The organism is Paraburkholderia pallida (genome assembly GCF_004524855.1).
Classification (GTDB): domain Bacteria; phylum Pseudomonadota; class Gammaproteobacteria; order Burkholderiales; family Burkholderiaceae; genus Paraburkholderia; species Paraburkholderia oxyphila.
The window spans coordinates 474000-494551 of the sequence record NZ_CP038151.1 but is presented as its reverse complement, the minus strand read 5'-3'; the positions used below and the strand labels follow the sequence as shown (position 1 = coordinate 494551).

Here is a 20552-nt window from a genome sequence, read left to right as displayed (position 1 = left end):
GGGAATAGTCGATTGCTTCGTTCACGCTCGCTCCTTTTACAGAATCGGCAGCGGCAGCGCCGCCACATGGGAGGGACCGCCCGCGCCCTGCAGATACGCGTGCTCGTTCGGGCCGACGACGTCGCGCAGATACGCGGCGGTTTGTTCCGGGCTCGCCGCTGCGGCGCTATACGCCTTCAGATGCGGCAGATCCCAGCCATAGGCCGGCGCGCACGAAGTCGGGTGTGCGCCGCACGGCGCGTGCACCACGCCCGTCACGAGCGAGCGCTCGAACGGATTGCGGCGCGCCGCTTCGAGATCGGGGCCTGCGAGCGACTCCGCCAGCGTCTCGCAGCTCACGAAGGTGCGCTTCGCGGCGCGCGCGAACCAGGCGTCGAAGAACGGATCGGGACCGTCGATGCGCGTGTTGCCCATGGCATCGGCGGCGTTCACGTGCAGCAGCGCAGCGTCCAGTTCGATGGCCGGCATCGCGAGCAATGTTTCGGCATCCTCATAAGGCGAACGAACCGTGCGCAGATGCGGCGCGTGGCGCAGCAGATCGGTGCCAAGACCCACACGGGTGGGCAGGAACGGCAGGCGCGCAGCAGCGGCGCGCAGGCCCAGTTGCAGGAGACCCTCGTCGAGCTCCCAGACATCGATGGCGCCAGTCTCGCGTGCGCGGCGGAAATGCGCCTCCAGCGGAATCACGTCGAGCGAGACGAAACCGAACACCACCTTCTTGACCTTGCCTGCGGCGCACAGCAGGCCCACGTCGGGGCCGCCGTAGGCGACCACGGTGAGATCGCGCAGCGAGGAGCGCGCGATCTCGCGCACGAGCGCCATGGGCTTGCGGCGCGGGCCCCAGCCGCCGATGCCGATGGTCATGCCGTCTTCGAGCTGCGCGACCACATCGCGCGCGCTCAGGCGTTTATCGAGCGTTTTCATCAGGGTTCCTCAAAATCCGATGCTGAAGTCGTGGCCCCAGAGGCTCACGCGTGTGGCTTCATAGACGCTGTGCTCGCGCCAGTCGACCTGCAGGCCGCCATAGCCGTATTCGAGGTCGAAGCCGCCCGGCGTCTTCATGTAGAACGAAGTCATCTGGTCGTTGCAATGACGGCCGAGCGTGGCGGACATCTTCACGCCGTGCGCGGCGACGCGGTCGAGCGCGCGGCCCACGTCGTCCATCGAGGGGACTTCGGCCATCACGTGGATGCAGCCCGAGGGGACGGCGAGATCCATGATCGCGAGGCTGTGGTGGCGGGCGTTGCCGCAGTGCAGGAAGTGGATGCGCTTTTCGGGCTCGGCCGGATCGGCGGAGAAGCGCACGCGGTAGATGTCCGAGAGTGCGAAGCCCAGTACGTCGCGCAGGAAGGCGTCGGTGGCGTCGAATGCCGGGGCGGGGAGCACCGCGTGGCCGAGGCCCATGGCGCCGGTCACGAAGCCGGGCACGCCGACGGGCGAGACGAAGCGGCGGAAGTCCGAGCGCACGCCCCAGAAGAACTCGTGGCGGTTGCCGGAGGGATCAAGGCACCAGACCATCGACTGGACGCGGCGCAGCGCGGTTTCTTCAGCAGTTGCGCGGCGCGGTTCGACGCCCGCTTGTTCGAGCCGCGAGACGAGTGAGGCGAGTGCGGCTTCGTCGGCCAGCTCCCAGCCCGAGGCGAAGTAGCGCTCTTCGCCGCCCGGCACGATCAGGTAGCGGTAATCGCGCTCGTCCATCTTGAGGTATAGGGCGCCGCTCGCCGCGTCGACAGCTTGCATGCCCAGCACGTTCTGCGCATAATCGCGCCACCTGCCCATGTCCGCCGACTGCACGACGACATAGCCCAGCGCCCGCACATCGCTCATCTTGTCCCTCCAGAAAGCCCGTTGTAGTGAGGTCTATTCTGGCCGCGCAGGGCATGTGTAACATCGTCTGTTGAGACTATGGGGTGGGGGCCCGGCTGGGGCGGGCTGTTTTGGTTTTGGCCGTTGTTATGGCGCTTTGGCCTTAACCCGTTTTCGCGGCGGGCCGCGGGCGTTGCCCCTGTGCGGGGCGGCACCTACTTTTCTTTGCAGCCGCAAAGAAAAGTAGGCAAAAGAAAGCGGCTCAAACCGCCAGTGTGACGCCGTCCCCCACTGCCCTGTATTTCGGAGCGGCTCCGGAGCATCCGTCACCTCGCACACTCCGCCTTAGTGACAAGGGGCTCATCCTTCCCGCCACGCGCTACGCGCGGGCAGAAGGGTCTGCAAGGGAAACCAGGTGGGCTGGTCGGCGAATGCGCTGGGGGTGCCACCCGGTAGTGCGCGAAGGTGCAAACCGGTAAATGCGCCGGAGTGCTGATCGGTGAATGCACGGGCGTTCTGGTTGGCGAATGCGTGGGCAAGCCGCCGAACGAATACGTTGGAGTTCTACAAATGCGCGTACACCCACTGGTTTTGGTTATGCCCCACGGCGCGCGCAGCGCCGCCGGATGGATGAGCCCTTAGTCACTCCGCCATACGCCGCGTGGCGACAGACGCCCCGGAGCCACTCCGATATAAGGTTAGTGGTCCACTGCGTCACACTGGCGGTTTGAGCGGCTTTCTTTTGCCTACTTTTCTTTGCCGCGGCAAAGAAAAGTAGGTGCCGCCCCGCACAGGGGCAACGCCCGCGGCCCGCCGCGAATACAAGTTAAGGCCCACACCCCGCGCACCGCGGGAAAAACCTACGCGCAAGCGCCCTCCCTCAACTGATACTTGAGCACCTTGCCGGCGGCGCTCACGGGCAGCGCCTCGACGATCTCAATACGCCGCGGCACCTTATAGTTCGCCATATTCCGGCGGGCCCAATCGGTGAGCGAGGCGGCATCGGCGTGAACACCTGCTCGCAGCACGACATAAGCGTGCCCCACTTCCCCGAGCCGGGCGTCGGGCACGCCCACCACGGCAACCTGAGCGACAGCCTCATGCGCTGCAAACAGACGCTCGATCTCCGCCGGATAGCAATTAAACCCACCCACAATAAACATATCCTTGATGCGGTCCGTCACCCGCAGATAGCCGCGCTCATCCAGCGTCCCGAGATCCCCCGTATGAAGCCAGCCCTCATCATCAACGGTCTGCGCGGTAGCCGCCTCATCATTCAGATAGCCACGCATGACGTTATAGCCCCGCACCCAGACCTCGCCGGTCTCACCCGGCACCAACGCTTCCCCATCCGCCCCCGCGATCCGCACCTCCATACCCGGCATGGCACGCCCCGAGGTCTGCGCGACCGTAACAGCATCGTCACCATGACGGCACAGCGTAGCAAAGCCGCAAGACTCCGTAAGCCCATACCCCGTAAGCACAGTCTCGAAGTTCAGCTCCGCGCGCATGCGCTCAACGAGACTCGGCGCGATGGCGGCCGCGCCCGTCACCGCCACGCGCAGCGAAGAAAGATCGAGCTCCGCAAGCCCCGGCGCTTCAAGCAGCGCGTGATAAAGCGTGGGCGGCCCAGGCAGCACAGACACGCGCTCGCGCACCACCCGCTCGAGCACCTCCCGCGGATCGAACACGAGATGCGGCAGCACCGTCGCGCCGCTCGTGAGCGCCGCGAGCCAGCCCGCCTTGTACCCGAACGCATGAAAGAACGGGCTCACAATCAAATAGCGATCGCCCTCGCGCAACTGCGCGATCTCGGCCCACCCGTGCGCCGCGCGCACGTTCTGGCCGTGCGCCGTCATCACACCCTTCGGGCGCCCCGTCGTGCCCGAGGTGAACATCACGTCCATCAGCGTGTCGGGGCCCACCTGCGCTTCGCGCGCGCGAAATGCTTCGAGTGTTGTCTGCGGAACGCGGGCGAGGAACTGCTGCCAGCTCTCGTCGCGGCCGTCGGCGCCTGACGCGCCGCCGAACACGATCACGCGCTCCAGCGTCGCGGGCCGATGCGGCGCGAGCATCGCCGGATAGTCCTCGCCAAGGAACGCGCCGCAGCTGAACAGCATGCGCGCGCCGCTGTCCGCGAGGATCGCGCCCGCTTCAAGGCCCTTCATGCGCGTGTTCACGGGCACGAGCGCTGCGCCCACGCTCTGGATCGCGAGCGCGGCAACGATCCATTCGGTGAGATTGGGCGCCCAGATCGCGACGCGCTCGCCCGCGGCGATGCCGCTGGCCATCAGCGCGCGTGCGGCTTCAATGCGCGCGGCGTCGAGCTGCGCGTAGCTCAGGCTGCCCTCGGGAGTTTCGATCGCAATGCGCGCGCCGTAGCGCGCCGCGCCGCGAGCGATCAGCGCGGGCGTCGTCAAGGTTTCGTGGGGCGTCGTTTGGTTGGGCGTCATCTGGGGACTCCGGAAATACATGCGCCGCCGCAACACGCGTGGCAGACCACGGGCGAAGCGGCGGCGCTCAAGGCCAGGAGCAGCGCATGCACGGCGTGCACGCGCGGCCCCTAATCGGGAAACACGATGCGCAGCTCGGCACTCGCCGGCGTCGCGCTGCACGCGAGCGTCCAGCCAGCGGCGCGCTCTTCGTCGTCGAGCACGCCGTTCTCGGCCAGCGTCACGCTGCCCGCCTCCACGCGGCACATGCATGCGCCGCACAAGCCGCTGCGGCACGAGCTGGGCGGCGAGAGGCCGGCGCGCTCCATCGCGTCGAGCAGCGTCTCGTCGGGCTCGCAGGTGAATTGCACGCTCGCGCCGTCGAGATGCGTTTCGACGTGTGCGGCTTGCGGTGCGGCTTCGGCCGCGGCTTTAGCGGGCTCGCTGGCTGCGCTTGCCGTCTGCGCGGATGCCTCCGGCTCGGCGGGCCGAGCCGCTGCGGACCTCTCCTTGGCGGGCTTGTCAGGCAGCGACGCAAAGCGCTCCACATGAATCTTCGCGCGCGGCAGCCCGAGGGCGAGCATCGCCGCCAGCGCGCTCTCCATGAAGAGCGCCGGGCCGCAAATGAAGCACTCCTGATGGCTCCACGGCCGCGCCAGCTCTTCGAGGTGGCGTTGCTGCGGCACGCCCTGCACGCTGTCGAGCCAGTGGATCACGCGCAGCCTGCCCGGGTGCCGCTGGGCGAGATCGCGCAGCGCCGCGCCGAAGATCACCGAGGATTCGTCGCGGTTTGCATAGATCAGCGTGAGCATGCCGCGCCCGCCCACCAGCGCGGCCTTCAGGATCGAGAGCACCGGCGTGATGCCGCTGCCGCCTGCGAACAGCAGCAAGTCGTCGTCGAGCGAGCGCGGCGTGAAGACGCCCGCGGGCGCCATCACGTCGAGCTCGTCGCCGGGACGCACGCTGTCGCACAGCCAGTTGGACGCGCGGCCGTCGCGCACGCGCTTGACCGTGATCTTCGGGGCCGCGTCCACGCCGGGCGCACTCGAGAGCGAGTAGCAGCGCTGCAGCGTCGCCTGCTCGCCCGGCAGGCGCAGCGTGAGGAACTGTCCGGGCCGGTACGCGAACGCATCGGTGAGCGCCGCGGGCAGCTCGAATACGAACGAGCGCGCATCGGCACTTTCGGCTATCACGTCGGCAACCCGCAGCCGATGAAAACGCGCTTCGGTCATGGCGGGTCTCAGGCAACGCCCATGATCATCTGCGCATTGTCGATGCGGTACTCGCTGCCGTTGATGAATCGCGATTCATCGGAGGCGAGGAACAGCACGAGCTGCGCGATGTCTTCAGGCAGGCACATGCGCGCGTGCGGATCGACCGACTCGGTAAGCTGCGCGCGGCCCGCTTCGGCCGAGCCGAAGAACGGCTCGGTCATCGGTGTGAGGATGCCGTCGGGGTGCACGGTGTTGGCGCGGATCTTGTAGCCCTGCTGCTTGCAGTGCGCCGCAATCGCGCGCGTCATGGCCGTCACGGCGCCCTTGCTCGCCGAGTACGCGCAGAACATGCCGAGCCCGCCCAGCGCCGCCACCGACGACATGTTGACGATCGCGCCGCCCTTGTCCTTCATCGCGCGCACGGCCGCCTGGCAGCCGAGGAAGTAGCCCTCGGCGTTGATGCGCATGATGCGCTGCCAGAGTTCGAGCGGCGTGTCCTCGATGCTGCCCAGTTGCAGGATGGCCGCGTTGTTGACGAGCACGTCAGGCGTGCCGAACTGCTTTTGCGCCGCGCCGAACACGTCGTTCCAGCCCGCCTCGGAGGAAATGTCGTGGCGCACGAACAGCGCCGCATCGCCGATCTGCGCAGCCACCGCGCGGCCCGCTTCCTCGTTCACGTCGGTGAGCACGACGCGCGCGCCCTCGGCGGCGAACAGCACGGCATCGGCCTTGCCCACGCCGCTCGCGGCGCCCGTGATCACGGCGATCTTGCCTTTGAGTCTGTCTCCCATCTTCGTTCTCTCTTCGTCAGTGTTTCAGTGTGTTTGTGGATAAAGCGGAATGACCTTCGCGCCGGTTCGACCCGGCGTGCCCGCTGTGCTTTGCTTCGCGGCGGGTTGCGCGGCGGCGTGCTCGCGCTCGCGCGCGGCCAGCACTTCGCGCGCGCCCGCACGGCCCGCCTGGCGGCCCGACCAGATGCAGTCCGCCAGCGAAAGGCCGCTCACGTAGTGATTCGAGGCGAGGCCGCGCGCGGCGCGCCCCACCGCATAGAGGCCGGCGACAACGCCGCCTTCGGCGCGCAGCACGGCGTTGCTCGACTCGTCCACGCGCAGGCCCCCCAGCGTGATGGCCGGGCACGGAAACGTGCGGCTCGCCGCCGAGATGTCGAGCGCGTAGAACGGCGCCTCGCCGAGCGGCGCGAGCATCGCGGCGGACTTGCCAAAGGCCTCGTCGCGCCCTGCTCGCGCGGCGGCGCGGTAGGCGCTCAGCGAGCGTTCGAGCGTGGCGGCATCGGCGCCGATTTGTGCCGCGAGCTGCGCGACAGTTGCCGCGCGCCTGCGCCCGGCAAGCATCAGCATCAGCGCGGGCACGCTCTGGAACGCCCACAGGCGGCCGCGCAAACATTCACGCAAGGCCTCGCGCACGAGCGCGGCGTCGAGGATCAGCCAGGCGCGACCGTCGCGCGTCTCGCACATCGCGTGGCCGAGCGTGGCGCCGTAGACCTCTTCGTTACAGAAGCGCTCGCCGCGCGCATCCACCACGCAGCCGCGCGCCCATGCGAACGGCGGGTTGATGAAGCGCCATGCGGAGACGCGCTCCATGCTGTCCGCGACACCGCCCGCCGAAACGCCGAGGCGGATGCCCGAGCCGTCGCAGCCGGTCGTGCCGAGGCGCCAGTTGGCGAGATAGCGCGGCGCGTGCCGCGCGAGCATCTCGCGATTGAAAATGAAGCCGCCGGTGGCCAGCACCACCGCGTCGGCGCGAATATCGAGCGGACGGCTCGCGCGCAATTCAAGCCGATGGAGCGCGGCGCGCAAGCGGTCGGCGAGCGCGGGCAGGCCGTTGTGGAGCTTGTCGGCCCAGCGCGCGAGGCGCGCGTGCTGGCGCTGCGCGCGGCCCGGCTCGACGCGCCAGACCTGTGCGCCGATCACGCGGCCCGTGGCATCGACGATCAACCGCCGAACGCCCGCATGGCGCAGGATCTCGATGTTGGGCTCGGCCTCCACTGCGTGACGCAGCGTCTCGAAGAGCACGCGCCCCGACATGCCGCGCCCCTTCGTGCGATGGCCGCGCGGCGCGGGCGGCACGGCGGGCGCGTCGCCCACGGCCTCGTTGCCCGAGTAATAGAGAAAGGCGCGCTCGGGCGGATAGGAGGTCTTGCGCTCGGGCATCGCCGCGCCGAAGCGCACACCCTGCCGCTCGAGCCACGCGAGTTGCGCGACGCTGCCGTTGCAGAAGCGTTCGAGCGCGGCCTGCGAGACCGCGTCGCCGACTTCGCCTTGCAAGTAGGCCGCCATCGCCTCGGGCGTGTCCGTATAGCCCGCCTCGCGCTGGTAAGGCGTGCCGCCGCCCGCGTAGACCACGCCGCCGCTCTTGGCGCTCGCGCCGCCGCCCTCGAAGCGCTCGACGATGCGCACGCGCGCGCCCGCCTGTGCCGCTTCGAGCGCCGCGCACGCGCCCGCCGCGCCAAAGCCCGCAACGAGCACGCCGCAGACATCGTCCCAGCGGTGCGCGCCGGCGTCGGCAACGACGAGCGGCGGCTCCACGGGCGTCGCGCTCGTGTTGGCCTCGACGAAGACGCGTGCATTCGCGGCGTTCATGGTGCGGGCAGCGCGCGTGTTCATGCAGTTGCGCAGCGCGCGAGCGCGGCCGGCGCCGCGGCGGCCGGTGCCGTGCCCGCCGTGGTATAGACGCCGTCCACGTACACGAGCGGATCGATCTCGCCGCTCATCTTCACTTCGAGCAGGCGGCCGATGAACACCGTATGCGTGCCGTAGTCGAAGCGGCCGTCCTGGCGGCACACGAGGTTGGCCTGCGCGCCGTGCAGATACGGCACGCCGTCCGCCGAGCGCTGCCAGTCGCCGGTGGAGAAGCGCTCTTCGCCCTTCAGGCGCCCGCTGCAATCGATCGCGATGCCCTGCTGCTGCGCTGCCAGCAGGTTCACGCAGAAGTCCGCGCCCGCTTCGAGCGGCGGATAGATCGACGAAGACCGGTTGATGCAGATGAGCAGCGAAGGCGGCTCGGTCGACAGCGAATCCACGGCGGTGGCCGACATCGAGTAACGTCGCTCGCCGTCACAGCAGCTGATGACCGTGACCGAGCGCGCGAGACGGCGCATCGCGAGCAGCATGTCGGCGCGCAGCGGTTCGGGGGAAAGTTCGCTCATTGTGTGACTCCACGAAGCTCGCGGCCTTGTTCGGCGCCTTGACGAGCGTTTGATGCAGATGATACGGATACCGAAGCTTCTGCTCCGGCGGGAACGGCATCGGCGAGAAAGTTGGCGGCGCGATAGCCGAACGTCATCGCGGGTCCGAGCGTCGAGCCCGCGCCGGGATAGCTCGCGCCCATCATCGAGGCGCTCGTGTTGCCGATCGCGTAGAGGCCCGCGATGGCGCTGCCGTCGTCGCGCAGGACACGCGCGTTCTCGTCGGTGACGAGGCCGCCCTTGGTGCCGATGTCGCCCGCGTCGATGCGCACCGCGTAGAACGGCCCCTCGCCGATGGGCGCGAGACACGGGTTCGGCTGCACGGACGGGTCGCCGTAGTAGGTGTCGAAGACGTTGCCGCCCTTGCCGAATTCCTCGTCCACGCCGCTTGCCGCGTAGCGGTTCATGCGTTCGACGGTCTCGCGCAGGCCGGCCGCGTCCACGCCGATCTGCGCGGCGAGCCCATCGAGCGAGTCCGCGCGATGCAGCAGCGAGCGGAAAGCAGCGGGAATGCGCGAGTCGGGCATCATCGAAGCGGGCATGATCGGGCCGCACGGATAGCGCTTGCGAAAGCGCGCGTCGAAGACCATCCAGGCGGGCACGCTCTTGCCGGTTGCCGCGTGGTCGCGATACATCGCGGGCACGAACTCCGAGTACGGCGCGGCCTCGTTGACGAAGCGCTTGCCGAGCCCGTTGACGATCACGCAGCCCGGCAGGTTGCGCTCCACGAACAGCGCGCGCTGCTTTTCCTCGCCTTCCACGCGCACCGTGGGTGCGCCCCAGACGTGCTCCATGAGCGCGAGCGCACCGCCCGCCTGCTCGCCGGCCACGATCGCGTCGCCGGTGTTGTACGGCGGCGTCGCGCTCCATTGCGCCTCGGTGGGCTGCGGCAGGTAGCGCTCGCGCAGCGCCTGATTGCGCTCGAAGCCGCCCGCCGCGAGGATCACGCCGCGCCGCGCGAGTACGCGCACCGGCTTGCCCTCGCGCTCGGCCACGACACCCGCGATGCGGCCGTGCTCTTGAATCAGCTCGCGCATCGGCGTGGAAAGCCACAGCGGCACCTTGCGTTGGAGCAGCGCGTAGCGCAGGCCGCCCACGAGCGCATTGCCGAGCGTGAGCCGCGTGTCGCGCCGCGAACGCAGGCGCGCGCCGATATTGAGCCAGTAGCGCCCGAACTCGCGCAGCGCGAGCGCGATGAAGCCGCGCTCCTTCGCGAGCAGCACATGCGCCTCTTTCGAGGTCACGGCCACGCGCCCGCCAATCAGCGTGCCCGGCGACGGATCGCGCAGCCGCGCGAACTCGGCGCCCAGACGCGCGCCGTCGAACGGCAGCGGATCGAGCGCGCGGTAGCCGGGCATTGCGCCGGGCTGGTTCTGGAAGTAGTCGGCATAGCGCGACAGCGACTGATAGCGCACCGGCGTGCGCGCCTCCAGATAGCGCAGCATTTCGGGCGCGGTATCGAGGTACGCGTCGAGGCGCGCCTCGCTTGCCGCGCCTTGCGTGCAGGCTTCGATATAGGTGCGCGCGGCCTCGCGCGTGTCCGTGCCGCCTTCTTCGGCGATATGGTGATTGCACGGCACCCAGATGCCGCCGCCCGACACCGCCGAAGTGCCGCCATACTGCGCGCTCTTCTCGATCACGAGCACCGAGAGGCCGAGATCGGCGGCGCGGCACGCGGCCAGCAGGCCGCCGGCGCCGGAGCCGACGATCAGCACATCGAACGTTTCAGTCTCCATGGCCCGATCGTTCATGAGCACCGCCTCAGATGAAGAAGTCGGTGTTCGTGCGCCCAAGCATCACGGCGCCGAGGTTCTGGCCGAAGCGGTCGAGATTGTTCGCGTAGTGCGCGCGCGCCGCATGCAGGTCGAGAAAGCGCCGCACGAGCGGGTTGCGCTTATAGATGCCGTTGCCGCCCGCATAGCGCAGCAGCGCGTTGGCCGCCTGTGCGCAGCGCTCGGCCACCTGCGCCGACTGGTAGCGGAAATGCACGCGCCGCTCGATCGACACTTCGGGGCCGCCTTGCGCTGCCGCGAGCAGCTCGTCGAAGTTACGGTGCAACAGGACCTGCATCTCGTCGATGGCGACCGCGGCGTTGGCGCAGGCGCTCTGCGCGCCGGTGTCCTCGCTGGTCTTGCCGCCGCTGTTGGCGCTCACGCGGTTCGTCGCGTAGGCGCGGAAGTCGTCCACGGCTCCTTGCAGCGCGCCGATGCACGCCGTGCAGACCGCGCGCACGAAGATCTGCGCGAATGGCAGGCGAAAGAGCGGCGCATCGTTCAGGGCAAGACCGGGGCTCGTTCCCATCATGCCGTCCACGGCCTTGTGCGTGCGGTACTCGGGCACGAACACGTCGTTCACGATGATGTCGTGGCTGCCCGTCGCGCGCAGGCCCAGCACGTCCCAGTCCTGCTCGATCGTGTAGTCGGACTTCGGCAGGAGGAAGGTGCGGTATTCGGGCGGCTCGCCCGCCTTGGCCGGCGGCACGAGTGCGCCGAGGAATACCCACTCGCACAGCTCGCTGCCGCTCGAGAATTTCCAGTGGCCCGAGAGGCGGAAGCCGCCTTCCACGGGCGTGACCTTGCCCACCGGCATATACGTGGAGGCGATGAGCGTGGACGAATCCTTGCCCCAGACGTCCTGCTGCGCGCGCTCGTCGAAGAGGGCGAGCTGCCAGTTGTGGACGCCGACCACGCCGTACACCCACGCGGTGGACATACAGCCGCTCGCGAGCGCCATCTGGATCTCGAAGAAGGTCTGCGGGTCCAGTTCGTAGCCGCCGTAGCGCTTGGGCTGGAGCACCTTGAAGAAGCCCGCTGCCTGCATGTCGGCGATGGTCTGTGCCGGGATGCGCCCGGCGGCTTCGGCCGCGTCCCCGCGCTCGGCCAGCACGGGCGCGAGCGCCTGTGCGCGCGCGATCAGTTCGGCTGCAAGGGCATTTGATTCCTGGTCTCGGTGCACCGCTGTCTCCTATGTCGTCTTCTTCGGTGGCGCCACGCGCCACGATGGTTCGTCGTCGATTCGATTTGCTGGTGCGCCCGCGCCCGGCTCAGGGTCCCTCGGGACCGCCGCCGGACGCCGGCGCGTGCGCTGCGGCGCCGCTCAGGCGACGGCGCGCGCCTTGACGCGGTTGAAGTACGGAATCACGTGCTCGCCGATATTGCGGATCGATTCGAGCGCCGCCTCGTGCGGGACCGTGCCCATCTGGACGAGGAACAGCACTTCGTCGACGCCCGCTTCCTTCAGGCGTCCTACGTAACCGATGCAGTCGTCCACCGTGCCATAGGCGTGGTTGGGGTTCATCATCGAGAGCGCCGGGTCGCTGAAGTCCACCACGACCTCTTCCGAGGCGAAGCGCGAGCGGATCACCATCTCGCCGGTATCGGCCTGCACGAGGTCGTCGCCCCACTTCGACGGATCGGGACGCTCGCCGCCCGTGTACCAGTACGCGAGCGACTCCATGAAGTAGCGCTGACCGCGAATGCCGATCTTGCGGGCCTGCTGGCCGTCGCCGAGCACGATGGCCGGGCATAGTGCGGCAAGGTGCTCGGTGGGGCGGAAGCCGACCTGGTCCTCGGCCTTGCGGGTGCGCCAGGCCTCGCGATAGAGCGCGTTTTTCTTGGCCACTTCGTCCGGGCCGCCGAAGCCGAGCACGAGCGCGCCGAGACCGCGCTGGCCCGCGCGCAGCAGGGCGTCGCTGTTGGTGCAGGCCATGTACATCGGCGGATGCGGGTCTTGATACGGCTTCGGGTGGATCGGACGCTTAGGAATCTTGATGTACTTGCCGTCGTGCTCGATCTCGTCCTGCACGAACATCTTCGGCACGAGATACATCGACTCGTCGATCATCGGCTGCAGCTCGTTGAGGTCGTAGCCGAAGGCGCCCGCCTCCTGCTGGCTGCCGCCCTTGCCGACGCCGAAATGCACGCGGCCTTCGGAGAGGATGTCGAGCAGCGCGACGCGCTCGGCCACCTTGATCGGGTGGTTCATCGCGGGCGGCAGGCAGACGACGCCGTGGCCGAGACCGATGCGCGTGGTGCGGCCGGCGAGATACGCGAGGAAGGTTTCCGGCGCGCTCATGTGCGCGTAGTTGGTGAGCGAGGTGTGCTCGACGCACCAGACGGTGTCGAAGCCGACTTGCTCGGCGAGCAGGGACTGCTCGAGGGTCTCCTTGAAGACGCGGCGGTCGCCCTCGCGGGAGGCATCGGTCGTCTGCGCTTCGTAGATCAGAGAAAACTTCATCGCGGGTGTCTCCTTGTTTGTCGGGCGGGGGCGGCGGGTGCCGCGCTGCCACTGCCGGTATGATTCGTGACTGTCCACGAGATGAAGTTTCTGTTCGGAGCGCAAGCGGTGCATCGTCTGTTTGGATTACCGATGGGGCCCGCCTTGGGGCGGGGTGTTTTGGTTTTGGCTGTTTTTTTGGCGCGTTGGCCTTAACCCGTTTTCGCGGCGGGCCGCAGGCGTTGCCCCTGTGCGGGGCGGCACCTACTTTTCTTTGCAGCCACAAAGAAAAGTAGGCAAAAGAAAGCGGCTTAAACCGCCAGTGTGACGCCGTCCCCCACTGCCCTTTTAATCGGAGCGGCTCCGGAGCATCCGCCACCTCGCACACTCCGCCTTAGTGACAAGGGGCTCATCCTTCCCGCCACGCGCTACGCGCGGGCGGAAGGGTCTGCAAGGGAAACCGGGTGGGCTGGCAGGCGAATGCGCTGGGGGTGCCACCCGGTAGTGCGCGAAGGTGCGGACCGGTAAATGCGCCGGAGTGCTGATCGGTGAATGCACGGGCGTGCTGGCTGGCGAATGCGTGGGCAAGGCGCCGAGCGAATACGTTGGAGTTCTACAAATACGCGTACACCCACGGGTTTTGGTTATGCCCCACGGCGCGCGCAGCGCCGCCGGATGGATGAGCCCTTAGTCACTCCGCTATACGTCCCATGATGGCAGACGCCCCGGAGCCACTCCGATATAAGGTTAGTGGTCCACTGCGTCACACTGGCGGTTTGAGCGGCTTTCTTTGCCTTTGCCGCGGCAAAGAAAAGTAGGTGCCGCCCCGCACAGGGGCAACGCCTGCGGCCCGCCGCGAAAACAAGTTAAGGCCAACGCCCCGCGCACCGCGGGAAAAAAAAGCGCGACAAGCGCGCCGCTCCTCTAGTCCGAACAGACATGGCGCGCAGCCATGCTCAAGCTAGTATCGAGATATGGCAACACCACGCCATACAAATTCAAGGGGAAGATTCAAATGAAGGCTTCGATGATGCTGTACCCGGTGGAGGCGATCGAGACATCGCTGCCGTTCTTCGTAGACGGCCTTGGTCTCACGATAAAAATGCGCGACGGCGAGCGCTATTGCGCGCTGGAAGGCGGCCCACTGACGATCGCGCTAGTCGCCGGCGACGAACGAATCGTCGAGCGCCCCGCGCTAACGTTTCGCATTGCCGAAGATGACGATCTCTACGCAGCCATGGAGCGCGTGGTCGCCACGGGCGCAAGCGTACGCGTGCCGGTGCAACAGGGCCCGCACGAACTGCGCGCGGTACTCGAAGACCGCAACGGTGCGCTACTCGTGCTCACACAAAAACATGCGACGTAAAGCGCAAAAAGGCGGCCACGCCAATGAACGTGACCGCCTTTTTCGATTGCAAACATCGCGCATTAGCGCGCGAAAAACCACTGCGCAATAAGCTAGAAAGCGCGCCGCGCTTCAACCCAACGGCACGACGCTACCAAGCAGTATCCGCACGAGCGTGGCCTGCCGCGTGACACCCGTCTTCGAGAAAATCGAGCGCAGATGCGCACGCGCCGTGTTCTTGCTGATGCCCAGTTCCTCCGCAGCCTCTTCGAGCGTCAGCCCGTTAGTCAGCAAGAGCGCAAGCGAGGTCTCCGCAGGCGTCAGATCGAACAGCTTCCTCACGATCTCCTGCGAGCGCTGCGATTTGCGGTCCGGATCGCGCAGGAACAGCACCGTCGCAGGCCGGCGGCGATTATCTTCCGACCAATCGGACAGCGGCACGGTCCGCACCAGCACGCCCAGCTTCGGGCGGTCGCCGCTGCGCGTCACGGGCATCGCCTCAACCAGCGGCCCGGCCGTGCCGAAGTGCCCCATCATCGCGTGGCGGATCAGCCGTTGCAGCGTGCGGTTCTCCTGGCCGTCCATCGCCTCGATGTTGCCGTGCGCCATGCGCAGGCCATCGCTTTCCGAGAGGATTTCATCGGCCACGCTATTGGTGTTCATGATCGCGCCGCTCTCGTCGAGCGTCACGATGCCCACCAGCATGCGGTCGATCGCGCTCGCGTAGAGCGTGCGCTCCGATTCCACCACGTCCAGGCGCGAATGCAGCTCCACCGCGCGGCGCAGGTGCGGCAGCAGGAGCGCGCAAAACGCCTTGTCGCGCGCGTTGAAATGCGCGGCGCCGTGCTTGCGGCACACCCGGAAGCGGCACTCCACGCCCGACTCCGTGCGCAGGTCGGCACCCATGATGTAGCGCACGTCGGCAGGCTGCAGGAACTGTTTGTACAGCTCGCTCGAGAGCCAGCCGGTCTCGCCGAACACCTCGTCCACGGTCACGACGCGGTCCGCCGGCAGGCCGACGAACGGGTCGAGCGAATAGTAATAGTCGTTATACGAAGCCTCATCGGGTATGCCGCTTCCCGAGGCATGCACCATCAGCCCGCGCCGGTCGCTAGACGGCGAGCGCAGGATCAGCGTGGCGTAGTTTGCGTCCAGGTGCTGCCGCACCAACTCGAGCGCCCCCGACCATGGCACCGCTTCCAGCGGCCCCTGATACACGCGCGCCATCAGCGCGCTGAACTGCGAAATATCGACGCCAGCCATGACTCCGGCGTCCTGGCCCTCTTCCGGGGCCCATCTTGTCTCCATCAACACGGTCTCCGTCCTCCATGCCGCCCAAAGCGACGGCCAACTTTACGGGGCTGTCTCGCCGCCGGCATCGGGACATTCCCCTAACCGGCATACGCGCCCTTGATTTTCTGCTCCTTCACGCCCTGGCTCTTTCGCGAGTTTTTTTGGGGATCGTGCGCGAGTCCGCGTGGGCCGTGGCCTTGCCGTGACCGATGCCGGCACGGCCCACAGTCCCGTTGAGGAACTGATCAAACATTACGCCGTTCGCGGCCCGCGCCCCTCGTCTGATCGGACGATGCAAGGGTTGCGCGCAAAGGCTCCAATGCGCTCAATGGCGCCGCCATGGCGCACTTTTCTCATCACGCTTTCCATCAGGGAGACACCCCGCATGGCGCTCGACCCACAGGCCGCCGCACTGCTCGCCTCGTTCGCCGGCATGCCCGCCCCCGATTACAGCCGGCTCGACGCCACCAGCTACCGCGCGGCAATCGCGGCGGGCGGCGGCGCGGCCAGCGCGATCGGCCCTGGCGACGCCATTGCCGCCGAGGAAGACCTGACGCTGCCCGGCGCGGCCGGCCCGCTCGCCGCGCGTCTCTATCGTCCGATCAAAGCAGAAGACGCGAGCGACCAGGCCCTGCCGCTGCTCGTGTTCTTCCACGGCGGCGGCTTCGTCGCCTGCGGGATCGATACACACGCCAATATCTGCCGCACGCTCGCGGCACGCGCACGAACGCTCGTGCTTTCCGTCGATTACCGGCTCGCGCCCGAGGCACGCTTTCCGGCCGCCGCGCAAGACGCGATTGCGGCGGTGCGCTGGGCCGCCGCCCACGCCGCCGAGCTGGGTGCCCGTCCGGGCGCGCTCGCCGTGGCCGGCGACAGCGCGGGCGGCAATCTGTCCGCCGTCTGCGCGCAGCAGTTGCGCGGCGAAGTGGCGATCGCACACCAGTTGCTGCTCTACCCCGTGCTCGACTGCGCGCACGAGCATCCCTCATATGAAACCTATGGCAGCGGCCATCTGCTCGACGCGGGCCTCATGCGCTGGTTCAAGGATCAGTACTTCGAGCCGCAAGCGGATCGCGCCTCGCCGCTCGCGAGCCCGCTGGGCGCCGAGCAGCTCGATCAAGTTGCGCCCGCAACCATTATAAGTGCCGAATGCGACCCGCTGCGCGACGAGGGTGAGCACTACGCGGCGCGCCTCGCGCAGGCGGGCGTGCCCGTCACGCTCGTGCGCTGGCCGGGGCAGATGCACGGCTTCGCCAGCATGCTCGGTGTGCTCGATGCCGCGAGCGCCGCGCTCGACCTGGGCGCCCGCGCGCTGCGCGCGGCGCTGCATCTCTGACTTTCACGCGCCAACACCCCATGACCGACACGATTCTCGCCACGCACGCCAACGGCGTGGTCACGCTCACCTTCAACCGGCCCGACGCGCTCAACGCGCTTGGCGAAGCGATGGCCGTCGAGCTGTGCTCGAGGCTCGAGCGCCTCACGCAGGAGCCTGGCGTGCGCGCCATCGTGCTGACCGGCGCGGGCCGCGCCTTCATGGCGGGCGGCGACGTACGCGCGATGCGCGCCGCCCTCGACCTGTCGGCCGCGCGGCGCGAGCGCGCCATCGGCAAGCTCGTGCGCCACGCGCAACGCGCGGTCGAGTTGATCGCCCACTCGTCCAAACCGGTGCTGGCGAGCGTGAACGGCGCGGCGGCGGGCTACGGCCTCGCGCTCGTGGCGGCCTGCGACGTGGCCATCGCCGCGGACGACGCCACCTTCACCTCGGCGTACAACCGCCTCGGCACCTCGCCGGACGGCGGCGCGACCTTCACGCTGCCGCGCCTGATGGGCACGCGCACGGCGGCCCAGTGGCTCTATTTCGACGAGCGCTACAGCGCCGCCGACGCGCTGCGCGTGGGCCTCGTGAACTGGGTCGTGCCCGCCGCCGAGCTGGCCGCGGCCACCTGCGAGCGCGCCGCGCGCCTCGCCGCGCTCTCGCCTGCCGCGTTCTCGCACACCAAGCACCTGATCGCCGATGCGCCGCGCCACTCGCTCGGCGCGCAGCTCGTGGCCGAGCAGCGCGCCTTCCTCGCGTGCACGGCCCACGCCGATTTCCGCGAAGGCACGAGCGCATTCACGGAGCGCCGCGCCCCGGTCTTTGGCGCCAATGCCGAGCTGGCCCCGCACGAGGAGCAAACCGCATGAAACTGGCCGACACCCCTGCCATCGTCGAAGAACTGCGCGCCGGGCGCATGGTGATCCTCGTCGATGAGGAAGACCGCGAGAACGAAGGCGATCTCGTGATTGCCGCCGACTGCGTCACGCCCGAGGCGATCAATTTCATGGCACGCCACGCGCGCGGCCTCGTCTGCCTGACGCTCACGGCGGAGCACGCTGCGCACCTGCAGCTGAGCCCGATGAGCGCGAACAACGGCACGCAATACGGCACGGCCTTCACGGTGAGCATCGAGGCGGCGGAGGGCGTGACCACGGGCATCAGCGCGGCCGACCGCGCGCACACGATCCGCACGGCGATCGCACCGGGCGTGCGCGCCGAGCATCTCGTGCAGCCGGGGCACGTGTTTCCGATCGTCGCGCGTGAGGGCGGCGTGCTGGTGCGCGCGGGCCACACCGAAGCCGGCTGCGATCTTACGGCGCTCGCGGGCATGACGCCTGCCGCTGTGATCTGCGAGGTGATGAACGACGATGGCACGATGGCGCGCCTGCCGGAGTTGATGAACTTCGCGCGCGAGCATGGTTTGAAGATCGGCACGATTGCCGATTTGATTCGGTATCGTAGCGAGCGTGAGTCGCTCGTTGAGCGCGTGGCGTCGCGCAGGCTTGCTACGGCGTGGGGGCCGTTTGAGGCGATCGAGTATCGGGATCGCGTGCGTGGTGCGAGCCATCTCGCGCTTGTGCGGGGTCAGCCTAATGCTGAGGTGCCTACGCTCGTGCGTGTGCAGGAGCGTGCATCGCTGGTTGATCTGCTCGATGAGTCACCGGGCGCGCACGGTCTCGCGCTGCATGGCGCGCTCTCGCGTATTAGCCAGGCGGGTTGCGGTGTGGCTGTGTTGCTCGATTGCGCATTGCGGACGGGTGTGCGGGAAGTGGGCCATCCGCTTGATGGCCATGGTGCGGAGCCTGGTAACCGGCATTACGGTATTGGGTCGCAGATCCTGCGGGATCTCGGGCTCTCCAAGCTCAATGTGCTCGCTACGCCGCTCAGGCTGCCCGCGCTATCCGGGCATGGGCTCGAGATCAGTGCGTTTATTCCGCTTGGGGATTTGCCGGATGCGCCGGTGCGGCGTGATGATCCTGTTGATGTGATTCGGGCCGCTGCATTCGCGAGTTGTGACTCGCGTAGGCTCGTTGAAGTGTAGATTTTCTTCTCGCTTCGCTATGCTTGATTTTGCCTTAACTTGTTTTCGCGGCGGGCCGCAAGCGTTGCCCCTGTGCGGGGCGGCACCTACTTTTCTTTGCAGCCGCAAAGAAAAGTAGGCAAAAGAAAGCGGCTCACACCGCTAGTGTGACGCAGTCCCCCACTGCCCCGTATATCGGAGTGGCTCCGGAGCGTCTGTCGTCACTCGTCGTTTATCGGAGTGACTAAGGGCTCATACTTCCGGCGGCGCTCCGCGCGCCGTGGGGCATAACCAAAACCAGTGGGATATACGCGTATTCGCAGGGAGCCAATGTACTCATATGAGAGCACTCTCGTATATCAGTAGGATTCCAGCATATTCGCCCGGAACCATTCCTGCACAATCGCCAATGCGCCCGGAACTACTCCCGCGCAATCGCCAGCACCACGCCCGGTTTTCCTTGCAGACCCTTCCGCCCGCGCGTAGCGCGCGGCGGGAAGGATGAGCCCCTTGTCACCAACGCGGAGTGTGCGAGGAGACGGATGCCCCGGAGCCGCTCCGATATACAGGGCAGTGGGGGACGGCGTCACACTAGCGGTTTGAGCCGCTTTCTTTTGCCTACTTTTCTTTGCGGCTGCAAAGAAAAGTAGGTGCCGCCCCGCACAGGGGCAACGCCTGCGGCCCGCCGCGAATACAAGTTAAGGCAAAAAGTCAATAACGCACAAAAATTAGAATTCCAAAATAAAATTTTTTAAATGTCTTCGCCAGAAATCTAATTCCGCCGCATTCCGCGGCACCATAATCATGGAGCACCCAGGCATGTCCAAACAATCCCGCCCATACATTGCCCTCGTGACCGGCGCTTCGCGCGGCGCAGGCAAAGGCATTGCCCTCGCACTAGGCGCCACCGGCGCCACCGTCTACGTGACAGGCCGCTCCCAGCATGAAGGCGACGCGCCCCTACCCGGCACCATCCACGCAACCGCTGCAGAAATCACCCGCCAGGGCGGCCGAGGCATCGCCCTCGCCTGCGACCACGCCGACGACGCCCAGGTCGAAGCCGCCTTCGCACGCATCCGCGAAGACGAGGGCCGCCTCGACGTGCTAGTCAACAACGCAACCGTCCTCCACGACGAACTCATCCGCCCCGCGCCGTTCTGGGAAAAGCCACTGGAAATGGTCAACATCCTGAACGTTGGCCTGCGCTCAGCCTACATCGCGAGCTGGCACGCAGCACGCATGATGTCCGCGCAACGCGACGGCCTGATCGCCTTCACCTCGTCGTTCGGCGCAAGCTGCTACATGCACGGCGCGGCCTACGGCGCACAAAAAGCCGGCGTGGATAAATTCGCGAAAGACATGGCAGTGGACCTGCGCCCCTTCAACGTAGCAGCAGTGTCGATCTGGATGGGCATGCTCCAGACCGAGCGCACCGCCCGCGTAATCGCTGCACATCCCGAGCAGTACGCCGGTTTCAGCGAGCTAGCCGAAAGCCCGCAATTCACGGGACGCATTGTCGATGCGCTCTATCGCGATCCGCAACGCGCGCAGAAGTCGGGCCTCGTGCTCGTGGGCGCCGAGCTCGCGCGCGAGTATGGCATTACCGATATCGACGGTCGCCAGCCCCCTTCGCATCGCGAGCAACTGGGCGGCCCAGTGCAGGCACATCCAGCCATCGTTGCGTAAGGCCGGCGTTTCGCA

16 protein-coding genes are annotated in these 20552 nt (G+C 67.4%); 5 read left to right on the top strand and 11 right to left on the bottom strand.

The features are described 5' to 3' along the window. Positions 1 to 36: 36 nt before the first annotated feature. The 10 genes from E1956_RS37125 to E1956_RS37080 form a co-directional block, all read right to left on the bottom strand. Complete coding sequence (locus E1956_RS37125) at positions 37 to 924, bottom strand: CoA transferase subunit A (protein ID WP_134758345.1); 888 nt, start codon at positions 922 to 924, stop codon at positions 37 to 39. 9 nt (positions 925 to 933) lie between these two features. Further along, on the bottom strand, positions 934 to 1827 hold the full coding sequence (locus E1956_RS37120; protein ID WP_134758344.1) for a VOC family protein: 894 nt from the start codon (positions 1825 to 1827) through the stop codon (positions 934 to 936). An 839-nt stretch (positions 1828 to 2666) separates the two neighbouring features. Beyond that, positions 2667 to 4259 (bottom strand): FadD3 family acyl-CoA ligase, encoded by a 1593-nt coding sequence (locus tag E1956_RS37115; protein WP_197733012.1) that lies wholly within the window; start codon positions 4257 to 4259, stop codon positions 2667 to 2669. Between the two features lie 110 nt (positions 4260 to 4369). Next, positions 4370 to 5470: a ferredoxin--NADP reductase gene (locus tag E1956_RS37110; protein WP_134758342.1), complete on the bottom strand. Its 1101-nt coding sequence runs from the start codon at positions 5468 to 5470 to the stop codon at positions 4370 to 4372. A gap of 8 nt (positions 5471 to 5478) precedes the next feature. Next, positions 5479 to 6243, bottom strand: coding sequence for an SDR family oxidoreductase (locus tag E1956_RS37105; protein WP_134758341.1), 765 nt, complete (start codon positions 6241 to 6243; stop codon positions 5479 to 5481). A gap of 24 nt (positions 6244 to 6267) precedes the next feature. Then, positions 6268 to 8076: an FAD-binding protein gene (locus tag E1956_RS37100; RefSeq protein ID WP_232072357.1), complete on the bottom strand. Its 1809-nt coding sequence runs from the start codon at positions 8074 to 8076 to the stop codon at positions 6268 to 6270. Next, a complete protein-coding gene (locus E1956_RS37095; RefSeq protein WP_134758340.1) occupies positions 8073 to 8618 on the bottom strand; it encodes a flavin reductase family protein in 546 nt (181 codons plus the stop codon). Before E1956_RS37095 ends, E1956_RS37100 begins: the two co-directional genes overlap by 4 nt. Further along, positions 8615 to 10408, bottom strand: a complete 1794-nt coding sequence (locus E1956_RS37090; RefSeq protein WP_134758339.1) for an FAD-dependent oxidoreductase — start codon at positions 10406 to 10408, stop codon at positions 8615 to 8617. The genes E1956_RS37095 and E1956_RS37090 overlap by 4 nt, the downstream gene beginning before the upstream one ends. Positions 10409 to 10418: 10 nt before the next feature. Beyond that, the gene (locus E1956_RS37085) at positions 10419 to 11612 is read right to left on the bottom strand and encodes an acyl-CoA dehydrogenase family protein (protein ID WP_134758338.1); all 1194 of its coding nucleotides are present in this window, start codon (positions 11610 to 11612) and stop codon (positions 10419 to 10421) included. A gap of 141 nt (positions 11613 to 11753) precedes the next feature. Beyond that, positions 11754 to 12893 (bottom strand): LLM class flavin-dependent oxidoreductase, encoded by a 1140-nt coding sequence (locus E1956_RS37080; protein WP_028222546.1) that lies wholly within the window; start codon positions 12891 to 12893, stop codon positions 11754 to 11756. Between the two features lie 931 nt (positions 12894 to 13824). Between E1956_RS37080 and E1956_RS37075 the strand changes: the two genes are divergently transcribed. Further along, positions 13825 to 14238: a VOC family protein gene (locus E1956_RS37075; RefSeq protein ID WP_232072355.1), complete on the top strand. Its 414-nt coding sequence runs from the start codon at positions 13825 to 13827 to the stop codon at positions 14236 to 14238. 111 nt (positions 14239 to 14349) lie between these two features. Here E1956_RS37075 and E1956_RS37070 read toward each other — a convergent pair whose 3' ends face one another. Beyond that, entirely contained in the window at positions 14350 to 15525 is a 1176-nt protein-coding gene (locus E1956_RS37070; protein WP_134758337.1) for a helix-turn-helix transcriptional regulator, read from the bottom strand. Positions 15526 to 15895: 370 nt separating this feature from the next. Here E1956_RS37070 and E1956_RS37065 point away from each other — a divergent pair, with 370 nt between their 5' ends. From E1956_RS37065 to E1956_RS37050, 4 genes are all read left to right on the top strand, one after another. Beyond that, complete coding sequence (locus E1956_RS37065) at positions 15896 to 16846, top strand: alpha/beta hydrolase (RefSeq protein ID WP_134758336.1); 951 nt, start codon at positions 15896 to 15898, stop codon at positions 16844 to 16846. 20 nt (positions 16847 to 16866) lie between these two features. Next, on the top strand, positions 16867 to 17697 hold the full coding sequence (locus E1956_RS37060) for an enoyl-CoA hydratase/isomerase family protein (protein ID WP_134758335.1): 831 nt from the start codon (positions 16867 to 16869) through the stop codon (positions 17695 to 17697). Beyond that, on the top strand, positions 17694 to 18872 hold the full coding sequence (ribBA, locus tag E1956_RS37055; RefSeq protein WP_134758334.1) for a bifunctional 3,4-dihydroxy-2-butanone-4-phosphate synthase/GTP cyclohydrolase II: 1179 nt from the start codon (positions 17694 to 17696) through the stop codon (positions 18870 to 18872). Before E1956_RS37060 ends, ribBA begins: the two co-directional genes overlap by 4 nt. Positions 18873 to 19670: 798 nt before the next feature. Continuing rightward, entirely contained in the window at positions 19671 to 20537 is an 867-nt protein-coding gene (locus E1956_RS37050) for an SDR family NAD(P)-dependent oxidoreductase (protein WP_134758333.1), read from the top strand. Positions 20538 to 20552: the final 15 nt, after the last annotated feature.